The organism is Streptomyces gardneri (genome assembly GCF_006539185.1).
Taxonomy (GTDB): domain Bacteria; phylum Actinomycetota; class Actinomycetes; order Streptomycetales; family Streptomycetaceae; genus Streptomyces; species Streptomyces gardneri.
This window is the reverse complement of sequence record NZ_BJMN01000018.1, coordinates 1-24,757: the sequence shown is the minus strand read 5'-3', so window position 1 is coordinate 24,757 and position 24,757 is coordinate 1. Positions and strand designations below refer to the sequence as shown.

The 24,757-nt window shown below is 70.2% G+C and carries 22 protein-coding genes and 1 tRNA gene; 2 read left to right on the top strand and 21 right to left on the bottom strand.

Annotated features, from left to right (window positions below; all coding sequences use genetic code 11):
- Positions 1 to 15 precede the first annotated feature (15 nt).
- The 20 genes from SGA01_RS14855 to SGA01_RS14760 all read right to left on the bottom strand — a co-directional run bounded on the left by SGA01_RS14855 (position 16) and on the right by SGA01_RS14760 (position 20,377).
- Positions 16 to 1,260 (bottom strand): helix-turn-helix domain-containing protein, encoded by a 1,245-nt coding sequence (locus SGA01_RS14855; RefSeq protein ID WP_229918349.1) that lies wholly within the window; start codon positions 1,258 to 1,260, stop codon positions 16 to 18.
- 231 nt (positions 1,261 to 1,491) lie between these two features.
- Positions 1,492 to 1,704, bottom strand: coding sequence for a hypothetical protein (locus tag SGA01_RS14850; protein WP_141296970.1), 213 nt, complete (start codon positions 1,702 to 1,704; stop codon positions 1,492 to 1,494).
- Between the two features lie 512 nt (positions 1,705 to 2,216).
- Positions 2,217 to 2,459, bottom strand: a complete 243-nt coding sequence (locus SGA01_RS42055) for a DUF4913 domain-containing protein (protein WP_255325199.1) — start codon at positions 2,457 to 2,459, stop codon at positions 2,217 to 2,219.
- 336 nt (positions 2,460 to 2,795) lie between these two features.
- Entirely contained in the window at positions 2,796 to 6,425 is a 3,630-nt protein-coding gene (locus tag SGA01_RS14840) for a LysM peptidoglycan-binding domain-containing protein (protein ID WP_141296969.1), read from the bottom strand.
- Positions 6,426 to 6,432: 7 nt separating this feature from the next.
- On the bottom strand, positions 6,433 to 6,885 hold the full coding sequence (locus SGA01_RS14835; protein ID WP_141296968.1) for a TadE/TadG family type IV pilus assembly protein: 453 nt from the start codon (positions 6,883 to 6,885) through the stop codon (positions 6,433 to 6,435).
- Positions 6,882 to 7,334, bottom strand: coding sequence for a TadE/TadG family type IV pilus assembly protein (locus tag SGA01_RS14830; protein ID WP_229918351.1), 453 nt, complete (start codon positions 7,332 to 7,334; stop codon positions 6,882 to 6,884). Before SGA01_RS14830 ends, SGA01_RS14835 begins: the two co-directional genes overlap by 4 nt.
- Positions 7,331 to 7,750 (bottom strand): TadE/TadG family type IV pilus assembly protein, encoded by a 420-nt coding sequence (locus SGA01_RS14825; RefSeq protein ID WP_229918352.1) that lies wholly within the window; start codon positions 7,748 to 7,750, stop codon positions 7,331 to 7,333. Before SGA01_RS14825 ends, SGA01_RS14830 begins: the two co-directional genes overlap by 4 nt.
- Positions 7,747 to 8,424, bottom strand: a complete 678-nt coding sequence (locus SGA01_RS42050; RefSeq protein WP_229918353.1) for a hypothetical protein — start codon at positions 8,422 to 8,424, stop codon at positions 7,747 to 7,749. Before SGA01_RS42050 ends, SGA01_RS14825 begins: the two co-directional genes overlap by 4 nt.
- 41 nt (positions 8,425 to 8,465) lie before the next feature.
- A complete protein-coding gene (locus SGA01_RS14815; RefSeq protein WP_141296965.1) occupies positions 8,466 to 8,654 on the bottom strand; it encodes a hypothetical protein in 189 nt (62 codons plus the stop codon).
- A gap of 15 nt (positions 8,655 to 8,669) precedes the next feature.
- Positions 8,670 to 9,566, bottom strand: a complete 897-nt coding sequence (locus tag SGA01_RS14810; protein ID WP_141296964.1) for a type II secretion system F family protein — start codon at positions 9,564 to 9,566, stop codon at positions 8,670 to 8,672.
- Positions 9,563 to 10,483 carry a type II secretion system F family protein gene (locus SGA01_RS14805; RefSeq protein ID WP_141296963.1) on the bottom strand — a complete coding sequence of 307 codons (921 nt, stop codon included), beginning with the start codon at positions 10,481 to 10,483 and terminating at the stop codon, positions 9,563 to 9,565. The genes SGA01_RS14810 and SGA01_RS14805 overlap by 4 nt, the downstream gene beginning before the upstream one ends.
- Positions 10,480 to 12,054, bottom strand: a complete 1,575-nt coding sequence (locus tag SGA01_RS14800) for a TadA family conjugal transfer-associated ATPase (protein WP_229918354.1) — start codon at positions 12,052 to 12,054, stop codon at positions 10,480 to 10,482. The genes SGA01_RS14805 and SGA01_RS14800 overlap by 4 nt, the downstream gene beginning before the upstream one ends.
- Positions 12,047 to 12,916 (bottom strand): MinD/ParA family ATP-binding protein, encoded by an 870-nt coding sequence (locus tag SGA01_RS14795; protein WP_141296962.1) that lies wholly within the window; start codon positions 12,914 to 12,916, stop codon positions 12,047 to 12,049. Before SGA01_RS14795 ends, SGA01_RS14800 begins: the two co-directional genes overlap by 8 nt.
- 1 nt (position 12,917) lies before the next feature.
- Positions 12,918 to 13,604, bottom strand: coding sequence for an SAF domain-containing protein (locus tag SGA01_RS14790; protein ID WP_141296961.1), 687 nt, complete (start codon positions 13,602 to 13,604; stop codon positions 12,918 to 12,920).
- 35 nt (positions 13,605 to 13,639) lie between these two features.
- Positions 13,640 to 14,293, bottom strand: a complete 654-nt coding sequence (locus SGA01_RS14785) for an ATP/GTP-binding protein (RefSeq protein ID WP_229918355.1) — start codon at positions 14,291 to 14,293, stop codon at positions 13,640 to 13,642.
- Between the two features lie 242 nt (positions 14,294 to 14,535).
- Positions 14,536 to 15,174 carry a hypothetical protein gene (locus tag SGA01_RS42045; RefSeq protein ID WP_229918356.1) on the bottom strand — a complete coding sequence of 213 codons (639 nt, stop codon included), beginning with the start codon at positions 15,172 to 15,174 and terminating at the stop codon, positions 14,536 to 14,538.
- Between the two features lie 347 nt (positions 15,175 to 15,521).
- Positions 15,522 to 16,040 carry a hypothetical protein gene (locus SGA01_RS14775; protein WP_141296960.1) on the bottom strand — a complete coding sequence of 173 codons (519 nt, stop codon included), beginning with the start codon at positions 16,038 to 16,040 and terminating at the stop codon, positions 15,522 to 15,524.
- Between the two features lie 700 nt (positions 16,041 to 16,740).
- Entirely contained in the window at positions 16,741 to 17,682 is a 942-nt protein-coding gene (locus tag SGA01_RS14770; RefSeq protein ID WP_141296959.1) for a replication-relaxation family protein, read from the bottom strand.
- Positions 17,683 to 17,699: 17 nt separating this feature from the next.
- Positions 17,700 to 19,874 carry a type IV secretory system conjugative DNA transfer family protein gene (locus SGA01_RS14765; protein WP_141296958.1) on the bottom strand — a complete coding sequence of 725 codons (2,175 nt, stop codon included), beginning with the start codon at positions 19,872 to 19,874 and terminating at the stop codon, positions 17,700 to 17,702.
- The gene (locus tag SGA01_RS14760) at positions 19,871 to 20,377 is read right to left on the bottom strand and encodes a hypothetical protein (RefSeq protein WP_308699057.1); all 507 of its coding nucleotides are present in this window, start codon (positions 20,375 to 20,377) and stop codon (positions 19,871 to 19,873) included. Before SGA01_RS14760 ends, SGA01_RS14765 begins: the two co-directional genes overlap by 4 nt.
- A gap of 331 nt (positions 20,378 to 20,708) precedes the next feature.
- Here SGA01_RS14760 and SGA01_RS14755 point away from each other — a divergent pair.
- Both SGA01_RS14755 and SGA01_RS14750 read left to right on the top strand, forming a co-directional pair.
- A tRNA-Gly gene (locus tag SGA01_RS14755) sits at positions 20,709 to 20,782 on the top strand.
- Positions 20,783 to 20,785: 3 nt separating this feature from the next.
- Positions 20,786 to 23,218, top strand: coding sequence for a hypothetical protein (locus SGA01_RS14750; RefSeq protein ID WP_229918357.1), 2,433 nt, complete (start codon positions 20,786 to 20,788; stop codon positions 23,216 to 23,218).
- Between the two features lie 27 nt (positions 23,219 to 23,245).
- Here SGA01_RS14750 and SGA01_RS14745 read toward each other — a convergent pair whose 3' ends face one another.
- A complete protein-coding gene (locus tag SGA01_RS14745; protein WP_167534105.1) occupies positions 23,246 to 24,406 on the bottom strand; it encodes a C40 family peptidase in 1,161 nt (386 codons plus the stop codon).
- Between the last annotated feature and the right edge of the window lie 351 nt (positions 24,407 to 24,757).

Sequence of the window (24,757 nt, the reverse complement as noted above, 5' to 3'; positions counted from 1 at the left end):
CTGGTGGACGCGGTGTCAGACGACGAGCTCCATGTTCCGCACGAGGCCGGACAGGGCGGCGCTCTGGCTGGGGACGCCGGTGCGGACCATGTCGGCGGCCAGGGCGCGGGCCATGGGGTTGGCGTAGACGTAGTGAGGGGCGTGAGCAGCGGCCTTGCGCAGGGTGGCGACGGCGGCGGCCGACTTACCCATCTGGCGGAAGGCCCGGGCCTCGTCGATCCGGTAGTGCGTCAGGCGCTCGCGGGAGGGGACCGTGGAGACGTTCACCTCGGGCACGAATCGCAGGCCCTTGTCGGGTTCTTCGAGTTCGACGCCGACCTCGGCGGCGTGCACCGCAACGTTCGGCCTGCCGAAGACGGTCTGATACGCGAGGTCGTGGTAGTCCTCCGGCAGCCGCTCGGCGATGCTCCAGGCCTCGCGGGTGTGCTGCCACGCCTCGGTCTTGTTGCCCATCCGGGCGGAGGCGATGACCTGGCGGAGCAGGAGCGCACCGTGCAGGGCGAGGCCGGTCGAGCTGCCGGAGGACACGAGCGGCTCAAGGTCGGCGAGCGCGGCCTGGGCGATGGCCTCGGTCTCGCGCAGGGAGCCGTGGTGGAGCATCGCGCCGCACCGGTCCCAGGCGACGGCTGCCTTGCTGATCGGGTCATCCAGCTCCTTTGCCGCGCCGGCGGCGACCTCGGCCGCGACCCACGCAAGGTCGGGGTACCCCAGCGCGTTGAGGGTCTGCCTCGCGTTCCGGGAGGCGTCGACCATGAGCCTCAGCGCCTGCTCGCGCTCGGCGCCGCAGTCGTGAGTGAGCAGGGCCGTGTTGAGCTCCTCCAGCAGCCCCGGGAGGACGGAGGCAGCCCCGGGAAGTGCGGCGCCCTGGCGCGCGCGGTTGACCGCACCGGCCTGGGTCCTCATCTGGGAGAGCTCGGCGGGCCCGGAGGTAGGCACAAGCCCGGGGTGGCCGGAGAGGATCAGGCCCGAGCGCCGCAGCACGGTCCGCAGGGCGGGGATGTAGGCGTGGCCGGAGGTGCCGCCGTCGTTGCGCAGGCGGTAGGGCTGGCCGAGGATCCAAACGGGGTCGACGTCGCAGACCTCGGCGATCGAGCAGATGACCGAGAAGCGGTCGAGCGGCATACGTCCGGCTTCCACGGACTCCATCCAGCTGACCGACCGCCCGATGAGCCCGCTCAGCTCCTCCTGCGTCAGCCCGGCCGCATGCCGGGCTGCTCGTACGCGTCGCCCGATGGCTTTCTGGGACTCATCCTGCATCATGGACCAACTCCGTTCTGAGCTCAGACACTTTGAACGGTACTCGCGCCCCCGAGGCGCGACACACGAAAGCGGCCCGCCTAGTCAGGCGGGCCGCCGTCTCATGCAGCTCGGCAGGACTTCCGTAGCCGAGGCGACCCGCCAGTCGGCTGCGGTGAACGCCGACGAGATCGGGCCGAGGCCTGCTGGTGGGGCGTGCCTCGCTGGGACGGGAGGCTTCGGGCCCCTGGCAGGTCAGCTGCCGATGGCCGTGTTCAACCTACGCGCGGAAGCCCCGAACGTGACGAGGCCAGCGATCACGGCCCCGGCGAGGGTCCCCATCTCGACATAGGCCAGGGCACCGATGACGCCCCCGATGACAGCCGCCGCCGTACCGATGGTCGCGGCGCGCTGGGACACCAACGGCCCCGGGGAAGAGGGAGTAATGTCATTCCGGGATGTGCTCATGGGATCTCCTTCAGCAGAAATTCGAAATTGATCGCATCCCTGGCGAGCCCCCTGCCGCACCACGCCCTCCAAAGCTCGGTGCATCAGCAGGCGGCTCGCCATTTTTCGCGAGCAACCTGCAGACGAGATTACTGCACGCTTGCCCCCTCTCCAGGGCTCACATCACGACATAAGCGCAGGTCAAGCAACCACGCACCAGAAAGTGTCGGGCGGATGGACGGACAAGAGGATGGGGGAACGAAAGGGGCAAATCGACGCTTGCACATCATTGATCAGCAGTGATATCACGTTGCAATCTGCCGCCATAAAATAGCGGCCGGCCCCTTTCGCCAGCACCTTCAACGCCTTTTGCGACCCCCCGAGACCCTGCACGTTTACCGAATCGTTACGTCCTGTCCCTGTGGAGCTGCGGACCATCACGGTCCGGGCGCGCGAGTGTGCTGACGCGGTTCTTGTACTCGCGGCATCCGGTCCGCAGGGGCGCAGTGCTCAGGCCAAATCCGCCGGGCGGGTCAGTCCTCGGCGCGGCTCCACGCGCTGGGCACGATGCCCGGCATCCGGTGGTCGACCTGGTGCTCGCCCCTGGTACAGCCCGCGAACGGGCCAGTGGAAGCGCGGAGCTCTCGCATGCAGGGGTCGAGGTGGTCGCGGTGCCAGACCGAGGGGCCGGTGTATCCGCAGGTGGCCGGGTCGGTGAGTTCCTGCCAGGCCAGCCACAGGGCATGCAGGCGGGCGCTGGCGACGGGGTGAACCACAGGTGACACCAGCGGGCGTCCGCGGACGGCTCCGCCAGGTAACCGGGGACCAGGACGCCCTCCACCCACTCGATCAGGGCGCGCAGTTCTTCGTCGTACTGGAGTCGAGCAGCAGGATGAAGGGCGGGAACCGCCACTCGTCCTCCGCCTCGTCGCCAGCCGCCGGGCACCTGGCTTTGTTCACGAGAACGCTCGGAACAAAGCCAGGTAGTCCGGGGCAGAGGCCAGGCGTGCGTCTTGCGAACGCGCAGGGCACGGAACCAGCTGCTGACCAGCATGGCTCGGACCGTGCTCATGATCACGCCGAACTGCACGCGAACCTGCGGATCCTAGATCTCAGCGGATGCCAACGGGCTTGGGCAGCAGGGTGCGGAGCAGTTGCGCTGTCTCTGCCTCCATGTCCACTCCCCCGCCCAGGCTCTCGTTGATGCGGGCAAGCCGCGCCGCCGCTTCGCGCAGACCGCCCACGTCTCCGGCGCCGTGGTGGGCGAGGAAGACTTGGCGGTGCAGGAGTTCGTTCTCCTCGGCGGCGAGAAGCCCTTGGTGTGCGGCCCAGAGCGCGCCGGTGTAGTCGGCGGCTTCGCGGCGGCGGGTGGACAGCTCATAGGCGACGTCGGCGATGGCCGAGACCATCTCCTGGACGGCCGGCTCGGCCCAGGCGTAGCGCTGGGGGTCGATCGCGGCGAAGGGCCGCCCGCGGACGAGCGCGAGGGCTCGGCGCAGGTCGAGGTCCCGGTCCTCGTCGTTGCGGGCGAGGCCGGTCCGGGCGAGGACTTGGAATGTGCGCCAGTCGCAGGTGACTGCTGAGGCGAGGCGGTAGCGGCTGTCACCGGTGTCCTGGACCCGCGGGAAGTAGGCGTCGCCGTCGGTGTTCTTCCCCAGCCAGGACCGGGTGCGGGAGATGACGGCGTTGCGCATCTGCTTGTTGACCAGGCGGCCTGGCCAGAGCGCGTCGTCGATTGCGTGGTGGTCGCCACCAGGGTTGAGGGCGAGGTAGGAGACGAGCTCGACGGCCGCGCTCAGGCGGTTGGAGTCGATTCGGCCCGTGGCTCCCTTGATGGTTACTGGTCCGAGCAGGAGTACCGCAGGGGCGGTGTCAGATGGTTCTTCGGCGCTGTCGGTGGTGGGTGTCGGGCCGGGAACCGGGAGGGAAGGTGAAGGCGGGTTGTCGGGCGCAGGGCTTTCCTCGGGGGCGTCCGGCTCTTCGTTCGTCAGCACGGGAACGGCCTTCGCCGGGTCGGTCGCGGCCGGGACCGGGGCACTCGCGAGTAGGGGCGCGGGCGGGGGGTCGAAGAGGTCAGCGCGGGTGGGATCGCCGGTATCGCTGTCCGCTTGATCGTCGTCGTCAGCCGTGTGGGCCGCGTGGTGGGCTGGTGCCTCTCGTGTCTCGTGGGTGGGCTCGGCGTTCTCCGTCTCGGTGGTCTCCAGCTCCTCTTGCTCGATGTCGGCGTACTCGGCGGGCATGCCGTCCTCGTCGGCATCTGCAGGTGGGGCGGGCGTTCCTTTTTCTTCGTCGGTCTTCTCTGGGTCATCCGAGGAGTCCCCTTGGTCCGGCTCCTGGTGGTCTTGCTCTTCCAGTTCCTCGTCGGGGTCGAGGAGGTCGTCCAGCCACGCATCGTGTGCGGGTACGTCGGTGGTGCTGGCGGACAGGGTGAGCAGTTCGATCGCGTCGGCGAAGTGTGGGTCGGACAGGCCCTGGAGCTTGATGGGCAGGCTGGAGCCGGGCAGGACGATGGTCTCGTCGGGTCCGGTGCAGTGGAGGGTCCAGCCGTCGTGCGGAGCCAGGTCGGCGTTGTCGCTCGACGTCACCACCGCGCCGGCTACTCGCGGTGCGGTCGTGATCAGGTCGAGCAGCCCCTCGGTCTCGGTCCCTTCCGGCAGTTGGGCTGCGAGGAGGATGTGGGGAGTCCACGAACCGCCGGCATCTTCCTGCAGTCGGGCGGTACGGAGGGTGGGTGCGCCGAGCGCGGCCAGGGCGCGCTGCTGGTCGGTGGTGCGGCTGGTCAGCTCGGCGACCGCGTCGGCGAGCTTGTCGGTGCGGGCGACCCGCTCGGGTGCTGCGTCGTCGAGGCCGGGGGCGGTGTCGGCCAGCGCGGTGATCTCGAGGTGGCCGGGCAGAGGGGTGCTGGCGAGCTCGACGGCGATGGCCTGGAGGACGTGGCGGGCGTGGTCGGGGTCGCCGTCGAGGTGGAGGACGCCGATGTACTCGAGGTCGACGAGGACCAGGCGGCCTGAGGCGTCCCAGCCCAGGGAGACCAGGGCCGGGTAGGGGGCATCGGCGCCTTGCAGGGCGTCTTGGTCGGCGAGGTCGGGACTGGAGGCGGTGCAGGTCCACAGGTCGGTGCGGCCGGCGGTGCCCGAGAAGGGCTTCATCGGCGGGGTGTTTTGGTCAAGGTGGAGTTCGACCTTGTGCTCGTGGAGCACTACGGCGGTGACCACTGGCAAGTCGCGGTCGGCTTCGGCGAGGTTGAGGGCCAGGGTGCGCAGGGTTGCATCGAGGAGGTCGAATCCGGTGGGGTGCTGGACCGAGCGCAGGCCCTGCTCGGTGGTGGCCGCACTGCCGGTGGGCATGGGGATGCGGCGCCCGGGCCGGCGGCGGCGCTGCTGGAGGATTCGGCGGGTGGTGAGCGTGCCGATGAGGGCGGCGGCCAGGGTGCCGGCTCCCATCCAGACGGCGGCGGGTGCCAGGGCTTGGTCGGCGTCCTTCGTCTGCTGGGTTGAGTCCGCCTTCTGACCGGCTTGGGCGGGTGTGGGAACGGCGGTGGGGGTTGTGGTGCTGGGCGTGGGGGTGGCGCTGGCGGGGGCGGACGGTGCGCTAGGGGCGGGTGTGGAGGGCGCGGCCGGTGTGGCTGGGTTGCTGGCCGCGGTGTCCTTGTCGATGTCTTTCTGCGGGATTGAGTCCGGCGCCGGCTTCTGATCGGGCTGCTTGTCCCCCGGTTTGTCCGGTGTCGTCGGGGTGGATGTGTCCGGCCTGGCGGGCGGCTGGTTGGTGGCGGCCTGGGGGAGGTCCAGTTGCTGGCCCGGGACGATCAGGTTGGGGTTGTCGAAGCGGCCGCCTCCGGGGAGGGGTTCGCCCTTGTTGGCCTCGTAGATGACCGGCCAGTCCTCGGGGTCGCCGTGCTCGGCGGCGATCGTCCAGAGGCTGTCGCCCTCCCGGACTGTGACGCTGGTCGGCCGTTCATCGCCGTCCCTGGTGGAGCCGCGCCCGCTGTCCTGGGGGTGGTTCGGTGTGTGCCGCGGTTCGCTGGTCTGAGGTTCGGAGGTCGTGGCGTGGGGGCTGTTCTTCGTCTCCGGGGTGGTGTGGGTCGCGGGGGCGACAGGCTGGGCGTCGGCCGGCAGGTTGATGACGGCGCCCTTGGGCAGGTACTGGTCACCTGCAGCCAGCTGAGGGATCTGCGGGTTGAGGGCGGCGATGTCCTTCCAGCGTTTGCCGTCACCGAGGTACTCCTCCGCCAGGTCCCACGGCAGCTCGGTGGCGGAGGTGACGGTGTGCTGAGGCCATTCGGCTTCGTTGGCCGTCGAGGAAACAGTGCGTGGCGTGCTGCTGGGGCCTTCCGCTGCGATGTGTACGGATGTGGCCGCGTAGGCGGGTGTGGCGGCGGAGGCTGCGGTGGGGGCGAGCAGTACGAGACTGCCGAGGAGGAACGCGGCGAGGGACTGCATGCCTCCCAGTCCCTTGATCCGCGGGGCGGGGCGGCGTCGGAGGAGGCCGCCGATTTCGAGCAGGGCGGACAGGGTGAACGCGGCCCAGGCAGCCCAGCCGATACAGGTGACCACCACGAACAGGAGCGTGCCGTCGTCCTGCGCCAGGAGATCGATCTCGCCGGTCAGTTCAGTTGGCTGTTGGCCAAAGGCGAGGAGCAGGTAGGGCACGCCGGCGATGAGTGCGGTGAGGACGGCGAGGCCGAGGAGGGCTCGCAAGAGCCCGAGCGCGCCGGTGGTTCGTGGTGAGGTGCGGTTGGCCATGGGCGGCTCAGCCTCCAGCGGCTTGGGTCTGAAGATGTGCGTTCGCGGTGCCGGTCACCTGGATGGTGCCGAGGCCGACGAACCGGGCGAAGGAGGTGCTGTAGGCGTCGTTGACGGTGACGGTGATGCGCTGTCCGCCGTCGGAGATCGTGGCTGTGCCTTGGGCGCCGGCCGCGGCGAGGTAGTCCTGTGCTGCTGCTTGGGCTGCGGCCGGGTCCACGGTGATGGCTGTTCCTTCGACGGCCCTGGCCGCATCGAGCTGCTGTCCTGCGGCGCGGGCCGCTTCCTGGGCGAGGGAGGTGGCGCGGTTGGCGGCGTTGAGCGCTCCCCCGCCGTCGACGAGGAGCCCCATGACCATGAGGATCGCGACGGTGGCGAGGGCGAAGTAGGCCGACAGGGAGCCACGGTCACGGAGCCGGGGATGCCGGGCAAGGGTCCAGCGGGTGACGGGGCGGTTCATCCGCGGCCTCGGTGGGTGTCGAGGGGGCTGGTCCATGACGCGGTGAGCGTCGTGGCGCCCGGGAGTCCCGGCAGCCCGATGTCGGACAGGTTCGCTGTGCAGTGGACGGTGGCCGTCACGGTGGCGTCGGTGCCTATGTCGAGTGTGTAGCCGGAGGTGTCGACTGTGACCGTGGCGGCGTGGCAGGTGATTCCCTCGCCGCTCAGGCTCTGGGTGGCCGCGGTCTGGGCCTGGTTCTGAGCGGTTGCGGGGTCTCGCTCGAGGGAGGCGGCGCGGGCGGCGGCGCGGGCTGCGGCGTCGACGGCGCCGTCGGCGTCGGTGACGCGGCCGAAGGCAACCATGAGCAGGAGCAGACCGATCATGACGGGGGTAAGGATCGCGGTCTCCAGCGAGTAGGAGCCGCGGTCGTGGCCCTCCGCGCGCAGGCGGATGCGGGTGCGAGTGCTCACGGTGTGGTCCAGCGCTCGATCGGGGCTTCGGCGTGCTGGACGACGTTCAGGGTGACGCCGGGTACCAGGGTGGCGACGCTGCCTCGTACAGTGATGCGGATCTGCTGGGCGGTGCTGCCGGCCGAAGACACGCTGGGGCCTTGAACGCTTCCGCCGAACCGGGCAAGGAAGGTCTGCGCCTGGGCGACGCCGTCGGCTTCGCTGGCTCCTGACTGCCGCCCGGCCTCGACGCCTTGGCGGGCGGCGGAATGGGCGACCTTGCGGGCGTGGAAGTAGAGGCCGGCTTGGATCGCGGTGAACGCGAGCGCGAGGACGACGAGGGCAAGGACGGCGAACTCGACGCTGGCGAGGCCTCGGTCGTCGATGCGACGCCGGACGCGTGGAAGCGTGTTCTTCCGGTCGGATGGCGTGGTCACGATGTGCCTCGGTTGAGGGCGAGCTCGGCGGCTGGCCGGCAGGGTTTGCCGGCCGCGGTGCAGCGCTGCTCGAATCCGGGTGGGAGCCATCCGCAGGTGAGCAGACGTGGATGGTGAGGGAAGGTGTTCAGGGCGGCGAGGACGAAGATCAGGGAGGCCCACAGGGTCTGCAGTCGGATGGTCATCAGCTGTCCCTGGTTGTTGATGAAGCGCGTTTCGACCGTGTCGGGTGCTACCAGGTCGATGCTGCTCAGGCCTGCCCAGTAGATCTCCGTGTGGATGCTGGTGCTGGGTGAGTTGATGTACGCCTTGTGCAGGGTGATGGTGAGTTCGCCTGTGCCCTCCATGGCCCAGCGTGGTTGGGCGTTGCGTTCCGCCTGGCGGCGTCGTGAGGAGTTTCCCAGTGCGTTGCCGAGCAGGCTGCCGGCGACGAATGCTGGGCTGCCGAAGGCGACGACCTGGTTGTGGGTGTAGCTGCCGTTGCCGTATGCCCGCCATGTCAGTCGGTTCGCTGGGCCTACCGCGAGGACTCTGTCGCATGCGGCCACGGGGGCGTGGGTGGCGAGCAGGGGTCGTCGGCTGAGGGTCCCGCTCAGGACGTCGGCGAGGATGTCGCAGGTGTGCCACAGGTATTCGTCGAGCGGCGACCATGGCTGGGGTTGGGGCTGGGGCACGGGGCAGTTCCTCCTGGTCGTGGGACGGCCGGGGCAGAGGGTCAGCCGCCGCTGATGACGCCGATCTTCTCCAGGAGCTTGGAGCGGACGGCGACGACGAGGAGGCCGGCGCCGACGAGGAGGGCGCCGGTGATCAGGGCCATCTCGGTGGAAGTGGCGCCGGTGTCCTTGGCGGTCTTGAGCGTCTCGTAGCGGGCGCGGATCCATGTGGTGAGGGTCTGGATGTCCATGGTGGGCTGCTCCTTCTAGCTGCCGAGGATGGTGACAGTGACGGGGATCATGACGAAGGTGAGCATGAGGATGACGCCTGCGGTGACGGGCAGGACCATCTCGGCGCTGGCTTCGTTGGCCTGGGTTTTGGTGTCGGACAGCAGTGCGATCCGGAGCTGTCGGGCCTGGGCTTGGAGGGTGGTGTAGACGGCGGCGCCTTCGCCGGCGAGCGCGAGGGTGTCTGCGGGGCGGGTGAGTTCGGGGATGTCGAGGTCTTCGCCGAGCTGTTTGAGGGCGTCCCAGACGCTGACGCCGGAGAGGTCGGCCTCGTGGAAGGCCTGGCGCATCCGTACGAAGATGAAGTTGTCTCCGACCTCGGCGGTTTCGGTGAGGGCCTGGGCGGCGCCGGAGTTCGCGATGCGGGCCAGGGCGACACGTTCGAGGTAGGAGGCTGCGGCGTGCCGTACGACGAGTCGGGCTGCGGCGGCGTCGCGGGCGACGTCCTTGCCGGGCAGGAACCAGAACACGCCTGCGATGGCGAGAGAGACGATGACCGGGACCGCGAACGGCAGAGGTGTGCCGGCCAGGGCGAGCAGCGCCTGCAGGAGCTGCGGCAGCACGAGGCCGTAGAGCGCGAGGAGGGTGCGCTTGCCCAGGTGTGCGGCCGGGGTGATGCCGAGCAGGTTGAGGTCCTTGATCGGGAGGGTGAGGCGGTGGCCGAGTTCGCCCATGAGGCGGACCCCGATGCGCTCTTGCAGGGTGTCGGCGGTCGTGGTGACGGCGTGCAGGCGAGGTGTGCCGGCGGTCTTGGAGACGTCGAGGCGGTCGAGTGCGGAGGCGAGGTCGCGGCGGGCGGGCATGAGCGCGCGGACCGCAAGACCGATGAGGGCCCCGGCGGCCGCTGCGGGCACGACGGCGTCCAGGGGGATCATCGTGTACCTCCTGTCAGAGCGGTGCGGCGTGCGGCTGCCATCGGGTCGATCAGGCGGGGGTCGGGGGCGGTGCGGGCGATCTTCCTCAGCCAGCGCAGGGTGTAGGCGAACGCTCCGCCGAGGACGGCGAGGACGATCTGGCCGAGGGGGGACTGATACCAGCCGGACCAGGCCGGGTTGAGCATGCAGCCGGTCACGACGACGCAGATGATCGCGCTGACCATGCGGGAGCTCTTGCGGACCTTGGCTCGGTCGGCTTCGACATCGCGGGCGTCGGCTGCCTGCTGATGGATGGTGATGGCGAGGGCTTCGAGAGCGTCGGAGAGGCCAGGGCCCTTGTAGACGGCGTGGGTCTGGAAGAGCAGTACGACGTGGTCGGCGACGCCGTCGGCGAGTTCGTCGGCGAACAGGGCGAAGGCGTCGTCGGCCTCCATGCCGGTGCGGAGCCGCTCGGCCAACGCCTGGACGTTGGGGGCGATGGGGGCGGGGGCGGCTTTGGCGGAGGCACGGATGGTCTGGGGCAGGGAGATGCCGGCCTGGTGGACGCCGGCGAGGTGGTTGAGCCACTGCCCGAGAGCCTCCAGACGGTCGATGCGTGTCTGGGCGGCGGTGCCTGGGTTGAGGATGAAGGGCAGACCGATCACGGCGGCTCCGGTCAGGAGGCCGTGGACGGGCCAGCCCGTCCTTGCCCACACCAGCAGGGCGGCGATACCTGCGGCGGTGAGCAGGTGGCGCCAGCGGCGCTGCCAGGCTTCGGGGAGTTCGTGCTTGGCGCGGTCGAGGCGGCCGGCGAGCCTGGTTTTGGGCTTGGCCGGGTCAGGTGTGCGGCCGCGGAGTTCCCGGACGGCGCTGAGGGTCGCGGCGACGGTGAGGACCGCGCACAGGGCGGCGATGAGTGCGAGCTGGGAGGTGTTCACCGGCGCCCCACCATCTGCAGGGGGCCCATCCAGGCTCCGAAGGGGTTTTCGGTCAGCCAGGAGCGGCTGAGCTGGCCCGTGCGCTCAAGGTCGTCGATGAAGGTCGGCATGTTCTTGTAGACGGCGCGGATCTCCCCGGCCTGCGGGGCAAAGAGCTCGGTGGTGACGGGCCGGCCACCTTCGCCGACGACGTCGTGGACTTCGTAGATGTGGGAGACGAAGCGGTGCTTGCGGCCTCCGATGGCGGTCTCGTCGAGGTAGGTGAGGTAGACGACGAGGTCGATGGAGGAGGCGATGAGGTGGTGGGCTGCCTCGGTCTGCATGCCGGCCTCGGTGCACAGCTGGACGAGGCGGCTGATGATGCCGTGCGGGCGGCGGACGTGAAGGGTGCACATGGATCCGGAACCGCCGGCGGACATGGCCTGCAGCATCGGGACGATTTCGGTGGATCGGACCTCACCGACGATGACGCGGGTGGCGTTGTAGCGCAGCGCGGTGGCGAACATGTCGGAGATGGTGACCTCGCCCGCGTGGGTGCCGCCGCGGATCTCGCCGTTAGACTGCCGGGCCTCGAACGCGTAGGTGACCGGGCCGGGCTTGGGCCCGGGCTCGTCGAGGTACAGCTCGCGGTCAGATTCGAGGGTGACCAGGCGCTCGGAGGGCGGGATCTCGCGGCCCAGCGCGCGCAGCAGGCTCGTCTTGCCCGCGCCCATGTCACCGACGACGAGGATGTTCATCTTGGCGTGGACACATGCCGTGAGCAGACGCTCCAGCATCGGATTGATGGAGCCCCACTGGACGAGTTCGGCGATGCCGTGCTGGCGGATGCGGTGGCGCCGGATGACCACCGAGGGCCGGGTGGTGAGCAGGCTCGCGGTGACACGGCTGCCGTCGGGCATGCGGAAGCCGACCATGGGGGTGGCCTGAGTCAGGCCACGCTCGCCGTGGCCGGAGAGGCGGGCCATGCGGTTGACCCAGGTGATGAGTTCTTCGTGAGAGTCGGCGACCTGCTCGATCGTCTGGCGGGGGCGGTCGTGATACTCGATGTGGGCGCGTAGCCCATCGACCATGACGTCTTCGACGCCGTCCTGATCGAGGAGGGATTGCAGGCGCCCGCCGCGGTACATGGAGTCGAAGACCGCGGTGCCGATGGCGGCTTCCTGGTCGGCGGTGAGAGCTATGTTGCCCTGGGCGTACTTGGTGGCCCAGTCCGCGACCGCGTTGCGGACCAGGCGGCGGGCCAGTGCCCTGCGGTGGTCCTCTTCGAGGAGCTTGTCGGGGTCCTCCGCGCTGAGCTGCTTGGACACCAGCGCCTGGAGGTCTTCGATCACCTCCCAGCCCACCGGGAGCGCGCCGGGTAACCCGGCGAGGCGGGGCACGGTCGCGGCGCCGCTGGCCTGGGCGGGCGAGGAGTCGGCACCTGGTGCGGCCGCGGGCGAGACGGGCGTGGGAACTACGGGGGCAGGCAGGCGGCGCTGGCCGATGCGTCCGGCGAGTAGGCCGGCGATGGCGTCACGGCCCATCGGGGCCGCCGTGCCGTCGGCGCCGGGACGCTGCTGGATGTCAGCCACGGGCGCCTCCCCGCTCGCTCAGCCGCTGCAGCACGCCGGCCAGCTGCGGGTTGCCGGGACGGGCGGGATACTGCTGCTGCACCTTCCGGCGGGACGCGGCGGCCTCAAGATGCTCGGTCGCCGTGCGGGCGTGCCTCAGCAGCGAGCTACGGCCATACCCGCGGGGCGGGTTACCGCCGTTGGTGAAGTAGCCCGCGGTCGACGCGTCGAAGGGCAAGGCTGCAAGTACAGGGGTCTTGAGGGCTTCGGTGACCTGGTGGGCGCGGTAGGGGCCGTCCTCGATGAGGAGCAGTCCGAGCGCGTCCGGTCCGCTCCCCCGCTCAGCGAGCTCGGTGCGCAGTGGGTCGATGAGGTGGCGGGCCAGTGTGAGGGATTGCTCAGTGCCGCGGACGGTGAGAAGAACCAGGTCGGCCTGGTGCAACAGCGGCGCCGGGGTGAGCGTGGTGTGCAGGCGGCCTGACTCCAGGGCGAGGCGCCCGGCGTCGATGAAGACGTCGTAGCCGGCGTCGTCGGCCAGGACGTGCAGGACCTCCGACAAGGCCGGCCAGGTCCGGCCGAGTGCCCCGGCCTGCGCGGGGTCGGTCAGCCCGGGCAGCAGCTTGCGGTGCCCGGCCTCGTCCATCGTCCAGAGGTGATTGGCGAAGGCCTGAGCAAGGGCGTCCGGTCCGGTGCGTTCGGCGGCTGCCAAGTGGTAGAGGCCGAGACCTGCGCCGACCTCGCCCTGCAGGAAGCCGGCCCGGATCGTCCCGCCGGCCGGGTCGCACTCGGCCAGCAGTGAGGGGCGCTTCGACGCGAGGGTGAGGGCGAGCGAGGCGGCGGTGACGCCGCTGGACTTCGCGGAAACGAGTGCGGTGACCGGCATGTCAGCTGCTCCGGGGCTGTCGCACGAGGGCGATCCGGCCCTGGGACGCTCGGGTCGCGAGGAGCGGGCCGTCGGTGGAGGAGACCGCTACGTTGACCACGACGGTGCCAGAGGCGTCCGGGCGGGAGATGCTGACGACGACCGCGCCGATCGTCGACGGCGGCGCCTCGGCCTTTCCGGAGGTCTGCTCGCCCTGTGCTGGTGTGGTCACGGCCAGGACCTTGTCGCCGGGTGTCAGGGTGCCAGCCGGTGCCTGACCTCGCTTGACCTGAACGCCGACCTGCTGCTTGTCGTCTCCCAGTCCGGTACCTGCGGTGAGCTGGGAGGCCGTCAGCAGGCCACCGCGACGCAGGTCGACAGCGGTCCGTTTGCCCACCATGGACGCTTTCTGGGTGGCGAGAACGGGCGTGAGCGCGGCGTCGGCGGAGACCTCGGCCACCGTGAGATCGGCTGCCGTCAGAACCTGCCCGGCGGGGACGTTCCGCGCGATGGCCAGGACCTTGGTACGGTCACTCGCCGAGTTCACGGCCGCGGCCGCACCGAGCCCCGAGACCACCGCAAGAGCGATGCTCAGCGCGGCGACCGACCAGCGGCGCTCTCGCTTGACCGGAGCGGTGGTGGTGATGGGGACGGCGGGGCGGGGCGGGGCGGCCGGGCGCGGTACCGACGGCTGTACGGGGGAATCCATGCGGCGATGTGCCTCTCGAAGTGCTAGCGGGGGACCTAGTTCAGGACCTGGACCTCGACGACGTTGATGTCGACGGCGCTCTGCCGTGTCTCCGTGAGCTGTCCGGACTGTCCTGTCGTCGCTTGCCAGCCGATCGCCCAGGTCGATGTCGCGGTCACGTGGTACTCGCCTGTCCCGGTGGTCGAGGAGGGCGCGGTGTAGCGGTGGCCGCAGTCAGGAGAAGGCTGCTTGCCGTACTCGGCCCTGTATGGGGTGCCAGGGGTCGTGCAGATGACGCTCTTGCCGTCGCCCATGTTCCACACGATCCGGCTCACCCTCGCGGTCGCGGTCACGGTGATACCACCGGCGGAAGCCGAGGCAACGTTCGGCCCATATGTCTCTGGGCCCCGTTCGGTCCACAGGTACACCGGCATTCCGACCACGCCCCTTCCGCCAGGCTTCGGGGTGATCCCGATCTGCGGTCCACGCAGCAGCATTCGGTCCAGGGCCTGACGCGCGAGGGTCGCCGGGTCGACAGCGACGGCGGCTGGTGGCGTAGCCGCCCAGATGTTCCGCACGTTGGTGAACTCAGTCATGCCGTTGTCGAAGGTGCAGCGCTCCTCATAGACGGCGCCGTCGCCGGGCTCATGGCCTTCCCAGTCGAGGCTGCCCGCAAGGGGTTGCGGATGGAACTTCTTGTACGTGCACACAGGCTCAGTGGCTGGTCTCGCTCCTCCTCCCCCGCCGCCTTCTCCGCTTCCCCCGGACGCTCCGCCCGAGACCGGCGCGCCGCCGCTGCCGCCGGAACCGGGCACGTCGACTCGCACCTCACAGAAGAAGGGGCCGCAGTGAGAACCGCTTTCCCCGTCGGGGTTGTCTGCGTGGGCGGAGGCAGCAGAGATTGCTGTCATGGTGAGTGCGAGAACGGTTGCAGCTGCCGCTCGCAGAGGGGTCAGCACGCCTTACCCTGCGGCTCGTCGCGGATGACGCGCCACCCTTCGGGCCACTTCTCAAGGGTGGCCTTGATGACGTACCGCACGAGCCTGTTCTTGGGCATGGCGACCGGCTTCTGGGTGTCCACGTCGGTGACGGTCCACTGAGAGATGTCCAGACAGCTGGAGAGAATGACGTTCGGAACCTTGCGGTCGATGTCCGCACTCGTCGCGGTCGGGTTGTTCACAGTGACGGTGCCGAGGACTACCGCGTCCTTTTTCCGCATATCAGCGGCGCCCGTCTCTACCTGTGCGAGAGCGGCTGAGGCCGCGTACCTCTTGAGGTTGCCAGCCTTGCCCGTCTTGTCTGCGTAGCGCTTCTCCACTTCCTTCCAGTGCGCAAGGTAGGTGACAGTCGCTTCCTTCTTCGCGGTCTCGACCGGGTCTTCGAGGGGCTTGGCCGGGGTCGAGGTGGCCGAAGGGGTGGAGGTCGCGGGCGGCTTTGCTTCCGGACTCTTCTCAGCACTGCCGCATGCGGCAAGGAAGAAGGAACCGGTGAGAAGGAGGGCGCCCGCTGACCGGAGCGGCGCCGTTCGAGGGTGCACGCGTCGCATGTGCGTATGAGTCGTCACGATGTCTCCCGAGGCATATGCGGTCACCCGGCGTCACCTGCCCTTGCCGCTTCTGCAGAGCTCACCGCGCACCGCAGGACCACTTCAATTACGCGAAAGTCAAGACTACGCAAGATCACATCAACCACACCTGTTGGAACGGCTGTTGGAGCTCACGGATGCGGTTCAATCAGCCAAAATCGACCTCCGGATGGACATGAATGTGTCAAGTTCCAAGGCTGGACCCGTGCTGACGGCGTTCGCGTGAAAATGGACAGGGGGGGTACACGGACGTGCACCCCCGACTATTGGTAAGCCCGGCTATCGCTGGATGCGGAATGCGATTGGCCAAGCAGTCAACGATCAGCACCCCCAATCCATGCCGTCGAAGCACGTCAATCGCCGGTGGGACGCCACGTACGAGCGCGGCGCACGGCGATCTCACCGCAGACGACGGCGACGACAAGGCCGCCGAGGGCGATGAGAAGGGAGCCGGTGGCGACGAGACCGGCGGAGAGCTCGCCACCGTCGCCGATGGACAGGAGCATCTGCCCGAGCACGTAGGTGGCGGCACCGGCTCCGACGCCGACAACTGCGAGCGGTACGGCAAGATTCCAGAAGGCGACCTGCACATAGAAACGCCGGTCGTTGCGGAACGGAGCGATCGGACCGAGACCACGTGCCTGATCGTCGAAGACCGATGCTGCGCCCACCATCCCGGCAAGGACGAGGGCCGCCAGGCCGATGAGTGCCGCGTCCAGAACCCATTTGACGTATCCGGCTCGCGCCTGTGCCCCCAGCATTCCGGACTCCACGGGAACTGCGAGCATGGGCAGGCCCAGGGTGCGATAGGCGGCTTCCCAGACACGGTCGGCTCCTGCGTCGCCCGCCGTGTTGAAGACGACGAACGACACCCTTTCGGGGGTCCGTGATACCTGGGTGGCTGGACGTGACATTCACCCTGTCCGGGCTGAGCCCGAGGACGGCCAGCGCTCTTTGCGGTCCAGGCCCGATGTTCTTGGTGACATCGGGCAGCGCAGTGCTCTTCTTGGGACAGGCTGTCATCAGGCCGAAGAAGGCCAGAGACGTGCAGTCGCCGGAGAACACGACCCTGTCGTTCTCCGAATACAAGAGAACCGAGGGCTGTCCGGGAAGGTCTTTGCGGAGCCGGTCGAACCGGGAGGGATCGCCGGAGGCGTTGATCAGAATCGCGTTGCGGTCCCTTGCGCCAGCCAGTTGCTTGGCGACGATTCCCGGTCCTTCGAGCTGGCTGGTGACCACTTGCCCCAGCGTCGTCCCCACTGGCACGCAGCGACTGAACACGATCCCCATGGCCGGTAGGTCACCCCGAAGGCAGTATCCGGGGCCTTGAGCTCCCGAGGCAGGGATGAGGCCCTCGGGGGGGCAGGACGGAGTGCCGCCGCGGTGTTCGTGACGCTCGTCCCGCGCCGTTCCACCGATCGGTCGCGTCCCGCGGTGCCGGCGGTCGTTCGGGATGCTCCGCCCTGTGGAAGGTCTTGGTCGTCGTTGGCGAGAGGTAGCCCGGCCGATGGTCAGGCCGTTCGTTTCCGATGTGCTGCAGGTCTGGTTGGCGTGCCCGCCCCCAAGGGATGTTCAGGCTGCGGCAGCGAGGGGGCCCCGGATCCATGCATCGACGGGTTCGGCTGCACCGAGGACGGGGGTGAAGATCGGCTGGAAGGGGCCCCGGTTCCGGAGCTGGTCGAGGGTGGTGACGCCGGCCCGGAGTGCCGTGGTGGCGAGTGCCGGATCGCTGGCAGCAAGGCTGCGAAGGTCGGCAATGCGGCGGGCGAGGCGATCCTCGGACGCGCCTGTCAGCACGAGCAGGAGCCGGGGGAACGCCGGGTACCGGTAGCGCCAGGCCGGCAGCGCAACCTGGCGCCGGGGACCACGAGTGCCCTTGGTCATCTGAGGCTGGGGCGCGTACTCGTGGTAGGCGGCGTAGGCATGCAACTTCTGGGCCAGACGGGCGATCGTCATCTGGGTCCGGTCGACCTCGACGAAGAAAGTCAGCAAAGTCCGCTGCTTCCCCGCGGTGTGGACGTAGCTGAGGACAGCGTCCGGGACGAGGCACAGCTCCTCCCCCGGCCGGGATTCGTCGCGGTAGTAGTGGGCGATCTCGGGCGACCAGTCCAGGGGGCCGCACTCATGGCCGAGGCGGCGCGCGTGCTCGACGAAGGCCGCGCCGGATTCGACCACCGCGAGGGTGTGTTCCTGGAGCGGGCCCAGAGCGGCCTCCGGGCTCATCCGGTACGCGCGGGACTGGAGCAGGCCGACGGCCTCGACGGCCTGGGCCCCCTTCTCGGTCAGCCACCACAGCAGTTCGGTCTGGCCGGTGCTGCGCCGGCCTACGGCCTCGGCGAAGCCGGCCTGGCGCAGGGTGTGGAGCTGCCGGCGCAGAAACTCGGAGCGGGTGTGGTGCGGGGTGACGAGCCGGTGGAGCTGCCTCGTTGAGACCAGACGGTGCTGGTAGAGAACCTGGGCGGCCTGCTGGGCGACCTGGCCCAGCCCGGTGGGGGCGGACTGCGGGTAGGGCACGGGGTGCTCCCCTTCTTCTAGTCGATGACGCTGGTGGGGTCTCCGGCGCTCGGGCCGCCGGCGCGGCGCCCGGTGTGGTGGGCGAGGACGACGATGTCGAGCTCTTCCAGGTCGGCCAGGATGTCGCCGAGCGGACGGCGGTTGAGATTGCTGTCGATCGCCTGGTCGAGGGCGGCAATGCCGGCCGGGTTGTCGTAGCGCGCGAAGACCTCGTCCACGGGCAGGCCGCGGACCCGGAAGGGCGTGGTCCGGGCGCCGTTGAGGTTCACGGACATCACGTAGTGGTACTTCGGGAGCTCGGTGATCGTCTCCGGACTGACGTGCCCGTTCCACCTCTTGGCGACGAAGGCGGCCTCGTCGTAGTCCGCGGCGCAGGTACTCAGCCAGGACTGGTTTTGCAGGAGGGCCTGGCGGGTGATGGCGGAGAGCCGCAGCGCCATCTGGGTCATGCCGATGAACCTGACCTCATACTTGCGCAGCTGCTCGGCGATGGCGGCGAGGAAGCCCTTGCTGGAGGAGTCGAGTGCGGTGAGCTCGTCGCCCCAGGCCCAGAAGGTGGCGCGCCGCTCGCGGGGGGTGTCCTGCCGGGAGAGGCCGGCGCGGTGCAGGTCGTGGATGAGCAGGCAGCTGACCAGGGCGTCGCTCTCGCTGCCGGACGGACAGACGAACACCACCTTCGAGGTGTCCATCGCGTGCCGGACGTCGTACGCGGAGCGCGGGCTGCCGAAGAACCCCTGAAGGCTCTGGCTGGTGTCGAGGCGGTCGATGGCGTAGGTGACGGTGGGAACGGCATCCGGGCCGAGCTTGGGGAAGGTGGTCTCCCAGTACGCACGGACGCGGTCCGGGAGCTTGGGCAGGAGCTGCTCGCGCCATTCCTCGTCGGTGAGCCAGGTGCGTAGTTGGAAGAGCGTGCATTGTGCCTCGGGGTGGCCGGCCTGGACGGCCTGGAGGTTGAGCAGGGCCAGGGCCTGGGAGGCGCGGGCCAGAATCGTCCGGGCACGCGGGGCGTTGTCGCCCCAGTCCTGAGCCGCGGCGATGCCCTCGGTGACGGAGCGGACGATGTCCTGGACATCGGGGAGGCTGCGCCCTTCCATCGACAGGGGGTTCCAGGAGACGACTGGCTGCTCCGGGTCGGCCTTGGCCAGGTTGATCTCCCAGAGCCGGTCGGCGATCTTCGGGTGCGCCAAGTACGGCTTCGCCCTCATCCAGCCCTCGCCGTGCGGGTCGAGGAACCACGTGCCGTAGCCGGAGTGGGCCATCGCGATGCACTGGACCAGGGCCTCTTCGGTCTTGCCATGGCCGGCCTTCCCTAGCTGGAGGCCGAAGAGCAGGTCCTGTACCCGGGCGGCGGCGATCCGCTCGCGTCCGTCAGGGTAGACGACGGCGCCGAGCGGGATCAGATCGTGCTGCCCGGTGTAGACGGGGAGATCGGCCGGGGCCGGTGGGACCAGTCCGCCAGAGCGGACCACGCTGGAGGCGGTGCACTTCACCGTCGGCGGCTTGAGCCACCCCGCGAGCTCGGGCACGGTCAGCCACTGTCGGCGGCGCGGTGCGAACTCGCCGGAGGCGAAGCGGCGCTCGAACCGGCCGATCGCCCAGCGGCGGGGGCGGTGGGCCTTGAGGTAGTTCTCCCCCGAGGTCATCGACAGGGCGGCGATGAGCTGGTGCATGCGGGCCAGGGCCAGCTGCGGGTGGGAGGCCTCGGTGCGCAGCAGGATCTGTACCGCGAACACGGCGCCCGCGCTGGGTTCGAGTTTGCCGACGCCCTCGCGCAGGTCGGTCTGCCGGGGGATCCGTTCGGAGCGGCTGGAGGCGCCGGCGCCACCGGACCAGGCTGCGGTGGCTGATCCCCAGAAACCGCCTCCGCCGAGGCCTCCGGTGAGGCGCTCACCGTACGCGGACGGGCCCCGTCGGGCAGCGCGGGCCATCAGGCGGCGCCGGCGTCGGGCCAGGCGTTGCTCGGAGACCGGAACGAGGTCGAAGACGGCCACCGCTTTCTCCCCGTCCTCGGTGCGGACGGAGGCCATGGCCGCGGCCAGCTGCTGCAGGGGGTCGGGGCTCAGACCGAGGGAGGCCAGGGCCTTGTAGTCGGGCAGGCCGAGAGCAAGCTCGGCGCGCTGCACGTACCGGCGCACGCTCGCCTGGGCGGTGGTCGCCTTCGTGGGCTTGGCGAGGGAGACGACGGCGGTCACGGCGTACCTCCCGGGCCGGTGAAGCGGACTGGGAGGATGTCAGCCTGGCCGTGCTGAGTGCGGACCTCGACCTCGGCGAAACCAGGCATGTTCAGGACCGCGGCCGCAGCGGCCGGCCCTTCGATAAAGCAGCGCATCTTCCCCTCCAGGGCGGTGTACCGCAGGCGCACCGCCGATCCGCGGGCCGGGATCCCGTCGGCGGCGTAGTGCACCCGCCCGAGCTGGCGTGCCCAGCGCCCGACTTCCCCTTCGCCGGGGTCGAACGTGGCGGTCGGGATCACCTCGACCTGGACCCGGTCGGCGAGCGCCTCCCGCACGAGCGCCGCGCGCCGGATCGTCCACCACACCCACACCGCCGCCCCGAGCACGCCGAGCGCGACGAGGTACGGCGCGGCCGCGCCCAGGGCGGCGCGGAGCTGGTTGAGGAGTTCGTCGACCGGCAGGTCCGGGAGGTTCATGTTGGCCGGAACGGGGTCGGCCGGGGCGGGGCGGTTTTGGTGCACGGTTCCTCCAGGGTGGTGGGAAGAAGCCCTTCACCTGGACCAAGTAGGAATTCGAGGCCGATCCAGACACCGCACGGGAATGCTTTGCAATCCCTTGACTGTTGGCGAGTGCTGGGCGAACCGTCGCCACTCCAGCCCCCCGGCCGTACCCCCTGTGAGGGCCGCGGGGTGGCGGAGCCGTCTTCGGCGCTGCTGCGGCGGCTGGTGGGCGCGAAGGGTGCAGTCGACCGCGACGTGCCGGTCAATTCCGCCCTCGGCATCGACCTGCGGCCGACGGCTCGCAAATCGATTGCCGGGCACAGGTGATCGACCCTAGGGTCGGGGCACCGAACGGCGTGTAGCTCAGTCAGCCAGAGCACCGGGCTTCCTACCCGGAGGGCGCAGGGGCAGATCCTGCCACGCCGGCTTATGGACGAGAACGCTGATCAGCAGCCCCCGACCGAGCCCAGCTCTCCCGCCGATGCGTCCGCAGCCACGACGATCGCCCCGGCCACCGTCTCGTCGGCCTATGCCGCAGGCCAGTTGGCACGCGCGCTGCGCACCTCCGTCTCGCACCCCGAGCCGGCGACCCGCGACCGCGCCGTCGGCCGTGTCCAGAAATGGCGTGCGGTGCTCGCGGGCATGGCGGACGGCAGCCTTACCATTGGCGCGCGCACCCCGGTCGCCGGACTGCCCGCCTGGGTCACCCCTGAGGTCGTCCGCGGTGGATTCGCCACCGGAACGCCCTGCGCGGGCGGGCCGCTCGCCCCGTACGAAGCGGACGCCGCCCGCCGGGCCGGCGTACCGGCCGACCGTGCGGCGCTCTTCGCGCACGCGCTGACGCAACAGGGCCTCGAGGAACTGTGGCAGCTGCTGGACACCGGCCGCTACGAGGTGTCCCTGCCCGAGGAGGCGGCACTGCTGACCGTCGCCTGGCTGGTACGGGCCGACGACTTCGACACGGCCGCAGCCTTGGTGACGGAGCTTCAGCCGTTCGCTGACCGGCTGCGCTTCCTGCCCCGCCCGGCCGACGGGCCCGCCCCCGACGCGAGCGCAGTGCACCGCTGCACCGTAGGCCAGGTCTCCGACGTGTTGCGGGCCCGCGGGCCCAAGACCGCCATCGAGGTGCAGCGCGAAGCCCTCGGCGTCTGGCGGCCCTTCGACGACGAGCTCCTCGCCTACTGGCTGCAGCATCTCGAAGCGTCCGCCCCGGCCCGGTCCGCGGCGGATCGACCCGCACCGCAGCGCGTCCCGGGCCCCGGCCCGGCCGCTGCCCTCACCGGCCCCGGTGGCGGCGACGCGCGCGTGAGGGCCACCGCCCTGCTTCAGCGTTACCGCGCCCTGGCCGCAACCCATACGCAGTGCCGCAAGCACCGCGATCAGAAGTCCAACACGGGCATCATGCTGCGGGCCCTGGAGGAGACCGCCGCCGGTCGCCCGCTCACACCCCGGCTCGCTGGCCTGCTGCGCCACGCGGTGACCTCGGTCGTCGCCAAGCGAGGTCTGCCCGGCTCGGACCGGCACTCCCGGCTGCGCGCCGAGCAGGCGCGCCAGGCGGCCCTGCCGGCACACCACGAGATCGCCGCCGTCGTGGCGGACCGCCTCGCAACTCTGGACCAGCGGGCTGGCACGCCCGACGTCGACGGACCGCTCGCACCCATCACGCGGACGGAGGCGGGCCAGACCGGCCTGCCCGCCGGAACCGTCGTCCCGCCGCGACTGCGGCAAGTGGTTCGCACCGCGCTGAGCGCCACACCGGAGGAGCTCGTCGCGCGCGGCCTGGTGCCGTCCGCGGAAGTGCTGGCCGAGCTCGTTCCACAGCTCGTGGCGAACGCCACCGCACAGCGCTACGCCGACCCCTCCCTGCGCACCCTCACGGCGGCCACGTACCGCGCCTTCCGCAACCGGCGTTCGCTGCTGCTGCTCAACCTGGCGCACCAAGTACGGGCGGACGAGCTGCCCTGGGTGCGCGCGGTCGCCGGCCACGGCAGCGACGCCGATACGCGGGCGCGGGCGCGGGCGGCGGCAGAGGCCGTGCTACGCCGCCTCGGAGATCTGGCCGTCGGCGCGTTCCCCGGAACGCTGCTGCCGAACCCGCTGGTGCGCGAGATGTCCCAGCTGGCCCGCCAGGCCGACCTGTCCGCCCCGTTCACCGAAGAGCTGGCGGCCGACATCTTCATGGGGACCTTCAGCCCGAAGTTCCTGACCGCCGCGCGCATTGCGGCCGATCTTCTGGAGGACAGCCTCTACACCCGCTATTACGGCATTGACTGCGCGGCGGTACGCAACCTGGCAGTGGTGCACGCCGTCGACAACCTCGGCCGGACGCGTCCGGCACGGACAGCACCCGCGTTCGACCGGCTGTGCGGGGAACGGGCCGGTACGGACACCGCCCGCTCCTGGTCGCCTGCCGGCAACGGCACGGTCATCGAGCAGGCGCAGATCCTGACCACCCACAACCTGGCCGTTCTGGTGCGACACGCGGGCATTGCCCCGGAGGCAGGGTGGGAGGCCCTGGCGGAGAAGGGCTTCGACGCGGTGTGCCGCCTCGTCGCCCGCGTCCACGGCCACCCACGCCCACTCGGCACCATCAAGGACGCCGCGTACGCCTGGCGTCAGACGCTGTTCTTCCTTTCACTGTGCCCGCCCGGCCGGCAGGCCACGCTCGTCCAGCAGATGGCGGCGCAGGCCGCCGAGCAGCCGTGGCACACGGCGGCCCGCCTCGCCCCGGCGATCGCCGGACTGCGCCTCGTCGCGGGCGGCGGCACCTTCGACACGGACGGCACCGCACTGAACGGCCTTGCCCGCCGCTTCCAGGGCTGGACCACGACCGGCCACTGGATGCGCTCGGCCACCCGCTGACCGGCCGAGATCCTGACCACCGTTGCATCAGACGACGCGTACGACCAGCAGGATCGGGCCCAGGTTGGCCTGAGGGGCGACCTCCACCACACGGCCTGGTTTGGGTGCGTGCACGACGTACCCGTATCCGATTGCTAGGGCGACGTGCTCGGGGCGGGAGGCGGAGCCGACGGCGAAGAGCAGGTCGCCCGGCTGGATGGCGCTGGCGGGGACCACGTGGCCGTCGTTGATCTGCGTGTAGGTGGTGCGGGTGATCTCCTTGCCGGCCACTCCGTACGCGCGCTGGGTCAGGGAGGAGCAGTCGCACCGATCGGACGGGTTGGGGCCGTGGGCGTTGGTGCAGCTGCCGCCCCACTGGTACATGGTGCCGAGCTGGCCCAGGGCCCAGCGGATCGCGGTCTGCACCTGCGGGGGCGCGGTGGCCGGGATTTGGTAGCTCTCCGGCAGGGAGCCGGGCGGGATGTTCCCGAAGTCCACGTTGCCGCCGCCCTGTCCGGCGCACTGGCTCGGGCCGAAGTTGCCGAGACCGGGTTGTCCCGGCATCGGGCTGGCGGCAGCGGCGCCGAGGGTGGGGGCGATGGCCTGCTGGAGGGCGGTGGCGAGCGGTTCGTGCTTGGCATACGCGTCGGGGAAGCCGCTGCGCTGGACCTTCTGTGCGGCCACTGTGAGCGGCATCTGCTCCCAGTCCTTTAGCTTCGCGAGCCCGTCGTAGAACTTCCCCGAGGAGTAGACGGGGTCCATGATCTGCTCGCGGGTGCCCCAGCCCTGGGAGGGACGCTGCTGGAACAGGCCGAGGGAGTCGCGGTCGCCGTGGTTGAGGTTGATCAGGGCACTCTCCTGCAGGGCGGTGGCCAAGGCGATGACCTGCCCGCGGGCCGGCACCCGCTTCTGGACGCCGGTCGCAACGATGACTTTCGCGTTGGGGACCTGCTGATTGGGCTCGGAGAGGCCGCGTACGTTCACGTCGCCGCTTCCATCCAGCATTTCCTTGACCTTGCGGGCCGTATCTGCGGTCTCCGGGTCAAATCCGGGCTGACCCGCTGCCCCGCAGCGGGTAACGGCCGCGGCGGCCTCGGCCTCGTTCTGGCCGAGGCCGGCCACGTGGGCGGCGATCGCGGAGAGCAGGACGAGGGACAGCCCGAGCAGTGTGGCCGCGCCGGTCAGCCACCCCTTCGTCCCCTTCTTCATGAACCGCCCCGCTGGCGGCGACGGCGGTTCAGCTCCCACTGCTCGTTACGGCTGAGGGTTGCTTCACTCGGCCGCTGTGGGGTCGCGTCGATGACTCGGCGCGTGACGGGCTGGCGCTGGTTCCCGCGTTCCAGCCGCTGCCGAAGTTGCTGCTGGCGTGATGAGGTCGCAGGCTGGGGCGGCAGCGCGTGACGGGGCTGGGCCCGCCGACTTGTCTGCGCTCCCTGCGGAGTGGGCGCCGGGTTCGCTGCCGGGACGCCCGGCGGGTTCGGCGGGACGCCCGGCGGGTTCGGCGGGACGCCCGGCGGGTTCGGCGGGACGCCCGGCGGGTTTGGCGAGATGGCCGGCAGG

Excerpts from the sequence above, each read along its gene's own strand:
- SGA01_RS14855 (WP_229918349.1), bottom strand. The coding sequence starts at position 1,260 with ATGATGCAGGATGAGTCCCAGAAAGCCATCGGGCGACGCGTACGAGCA.
- SGA01_RS14790 (WP_141296961.1), bottom strand. The coding sequence starts at position 13,604 with ATGGATTCCCCCGTACAGCCGTCGGTACCGCGCCCGGCCGCCCCGCCC.
- SGA01_RS14745 (WP_167534105.1), bottom strand. The coding sequence starts at position 24,406 with ATGAAGAAGGGGACGAAGGGGTGGCTGACCGGCGCGGCCACACTGCTC.
- SGA01_RS14815 (WP_141296965.1), bottom strand. The coding sequence starts at position 8,654 with ATGGACATCCAGACCCTCACCACATGGATCCGCGCCCGCTACGAGACG.
- SGA01_RS14810 (WP_141296964.1), bottom strand. The coding sequence starts at position 9,566 with ATGATCCCCCTGGACGCCGTCGTGCCCGCAGCGGCCGCCGGGGCCCTC.
- SGA01_RS14850 (WP_141296970.1), bottom strand. The coding sequence starts at position 1,704 with ATGAGCACATCCCGGAATGACATTACTCCCTCTTCCCCGGGGCCGTTG.
- SGA01_RS14795 (WP_141296962.1), bottom strand. The coding sequence starts at position 12,916 with ATGCCGGTCACCGCACTCGTTTCCGCGAAGTCCAGCGGCGTCACCGCC.
- SGA01_RS14750 (WP_229918357.1), top strand. The coding sequence starts at position 20,786 with ATGGACGAGAACGCTGATCAGCAGCCCCCGACCGAGCCCAGCTCTCCC.
- SGA01_RS14840 (WP_141296969.1), bottom strand. The coding sequence starts at position 6,425 with ATGGCCAACCGCACCTCACCACGAACCACCGGCGCGCTCGGGCTCTTG.
- SGA01_RS14835 (WP_141296968.1), bottom strand. The coding sequence starts at position 6,885 with ATGAACCGCCCCGTCACCCGCTGGACCCTTGCCCGGCATCCCCGGCTC.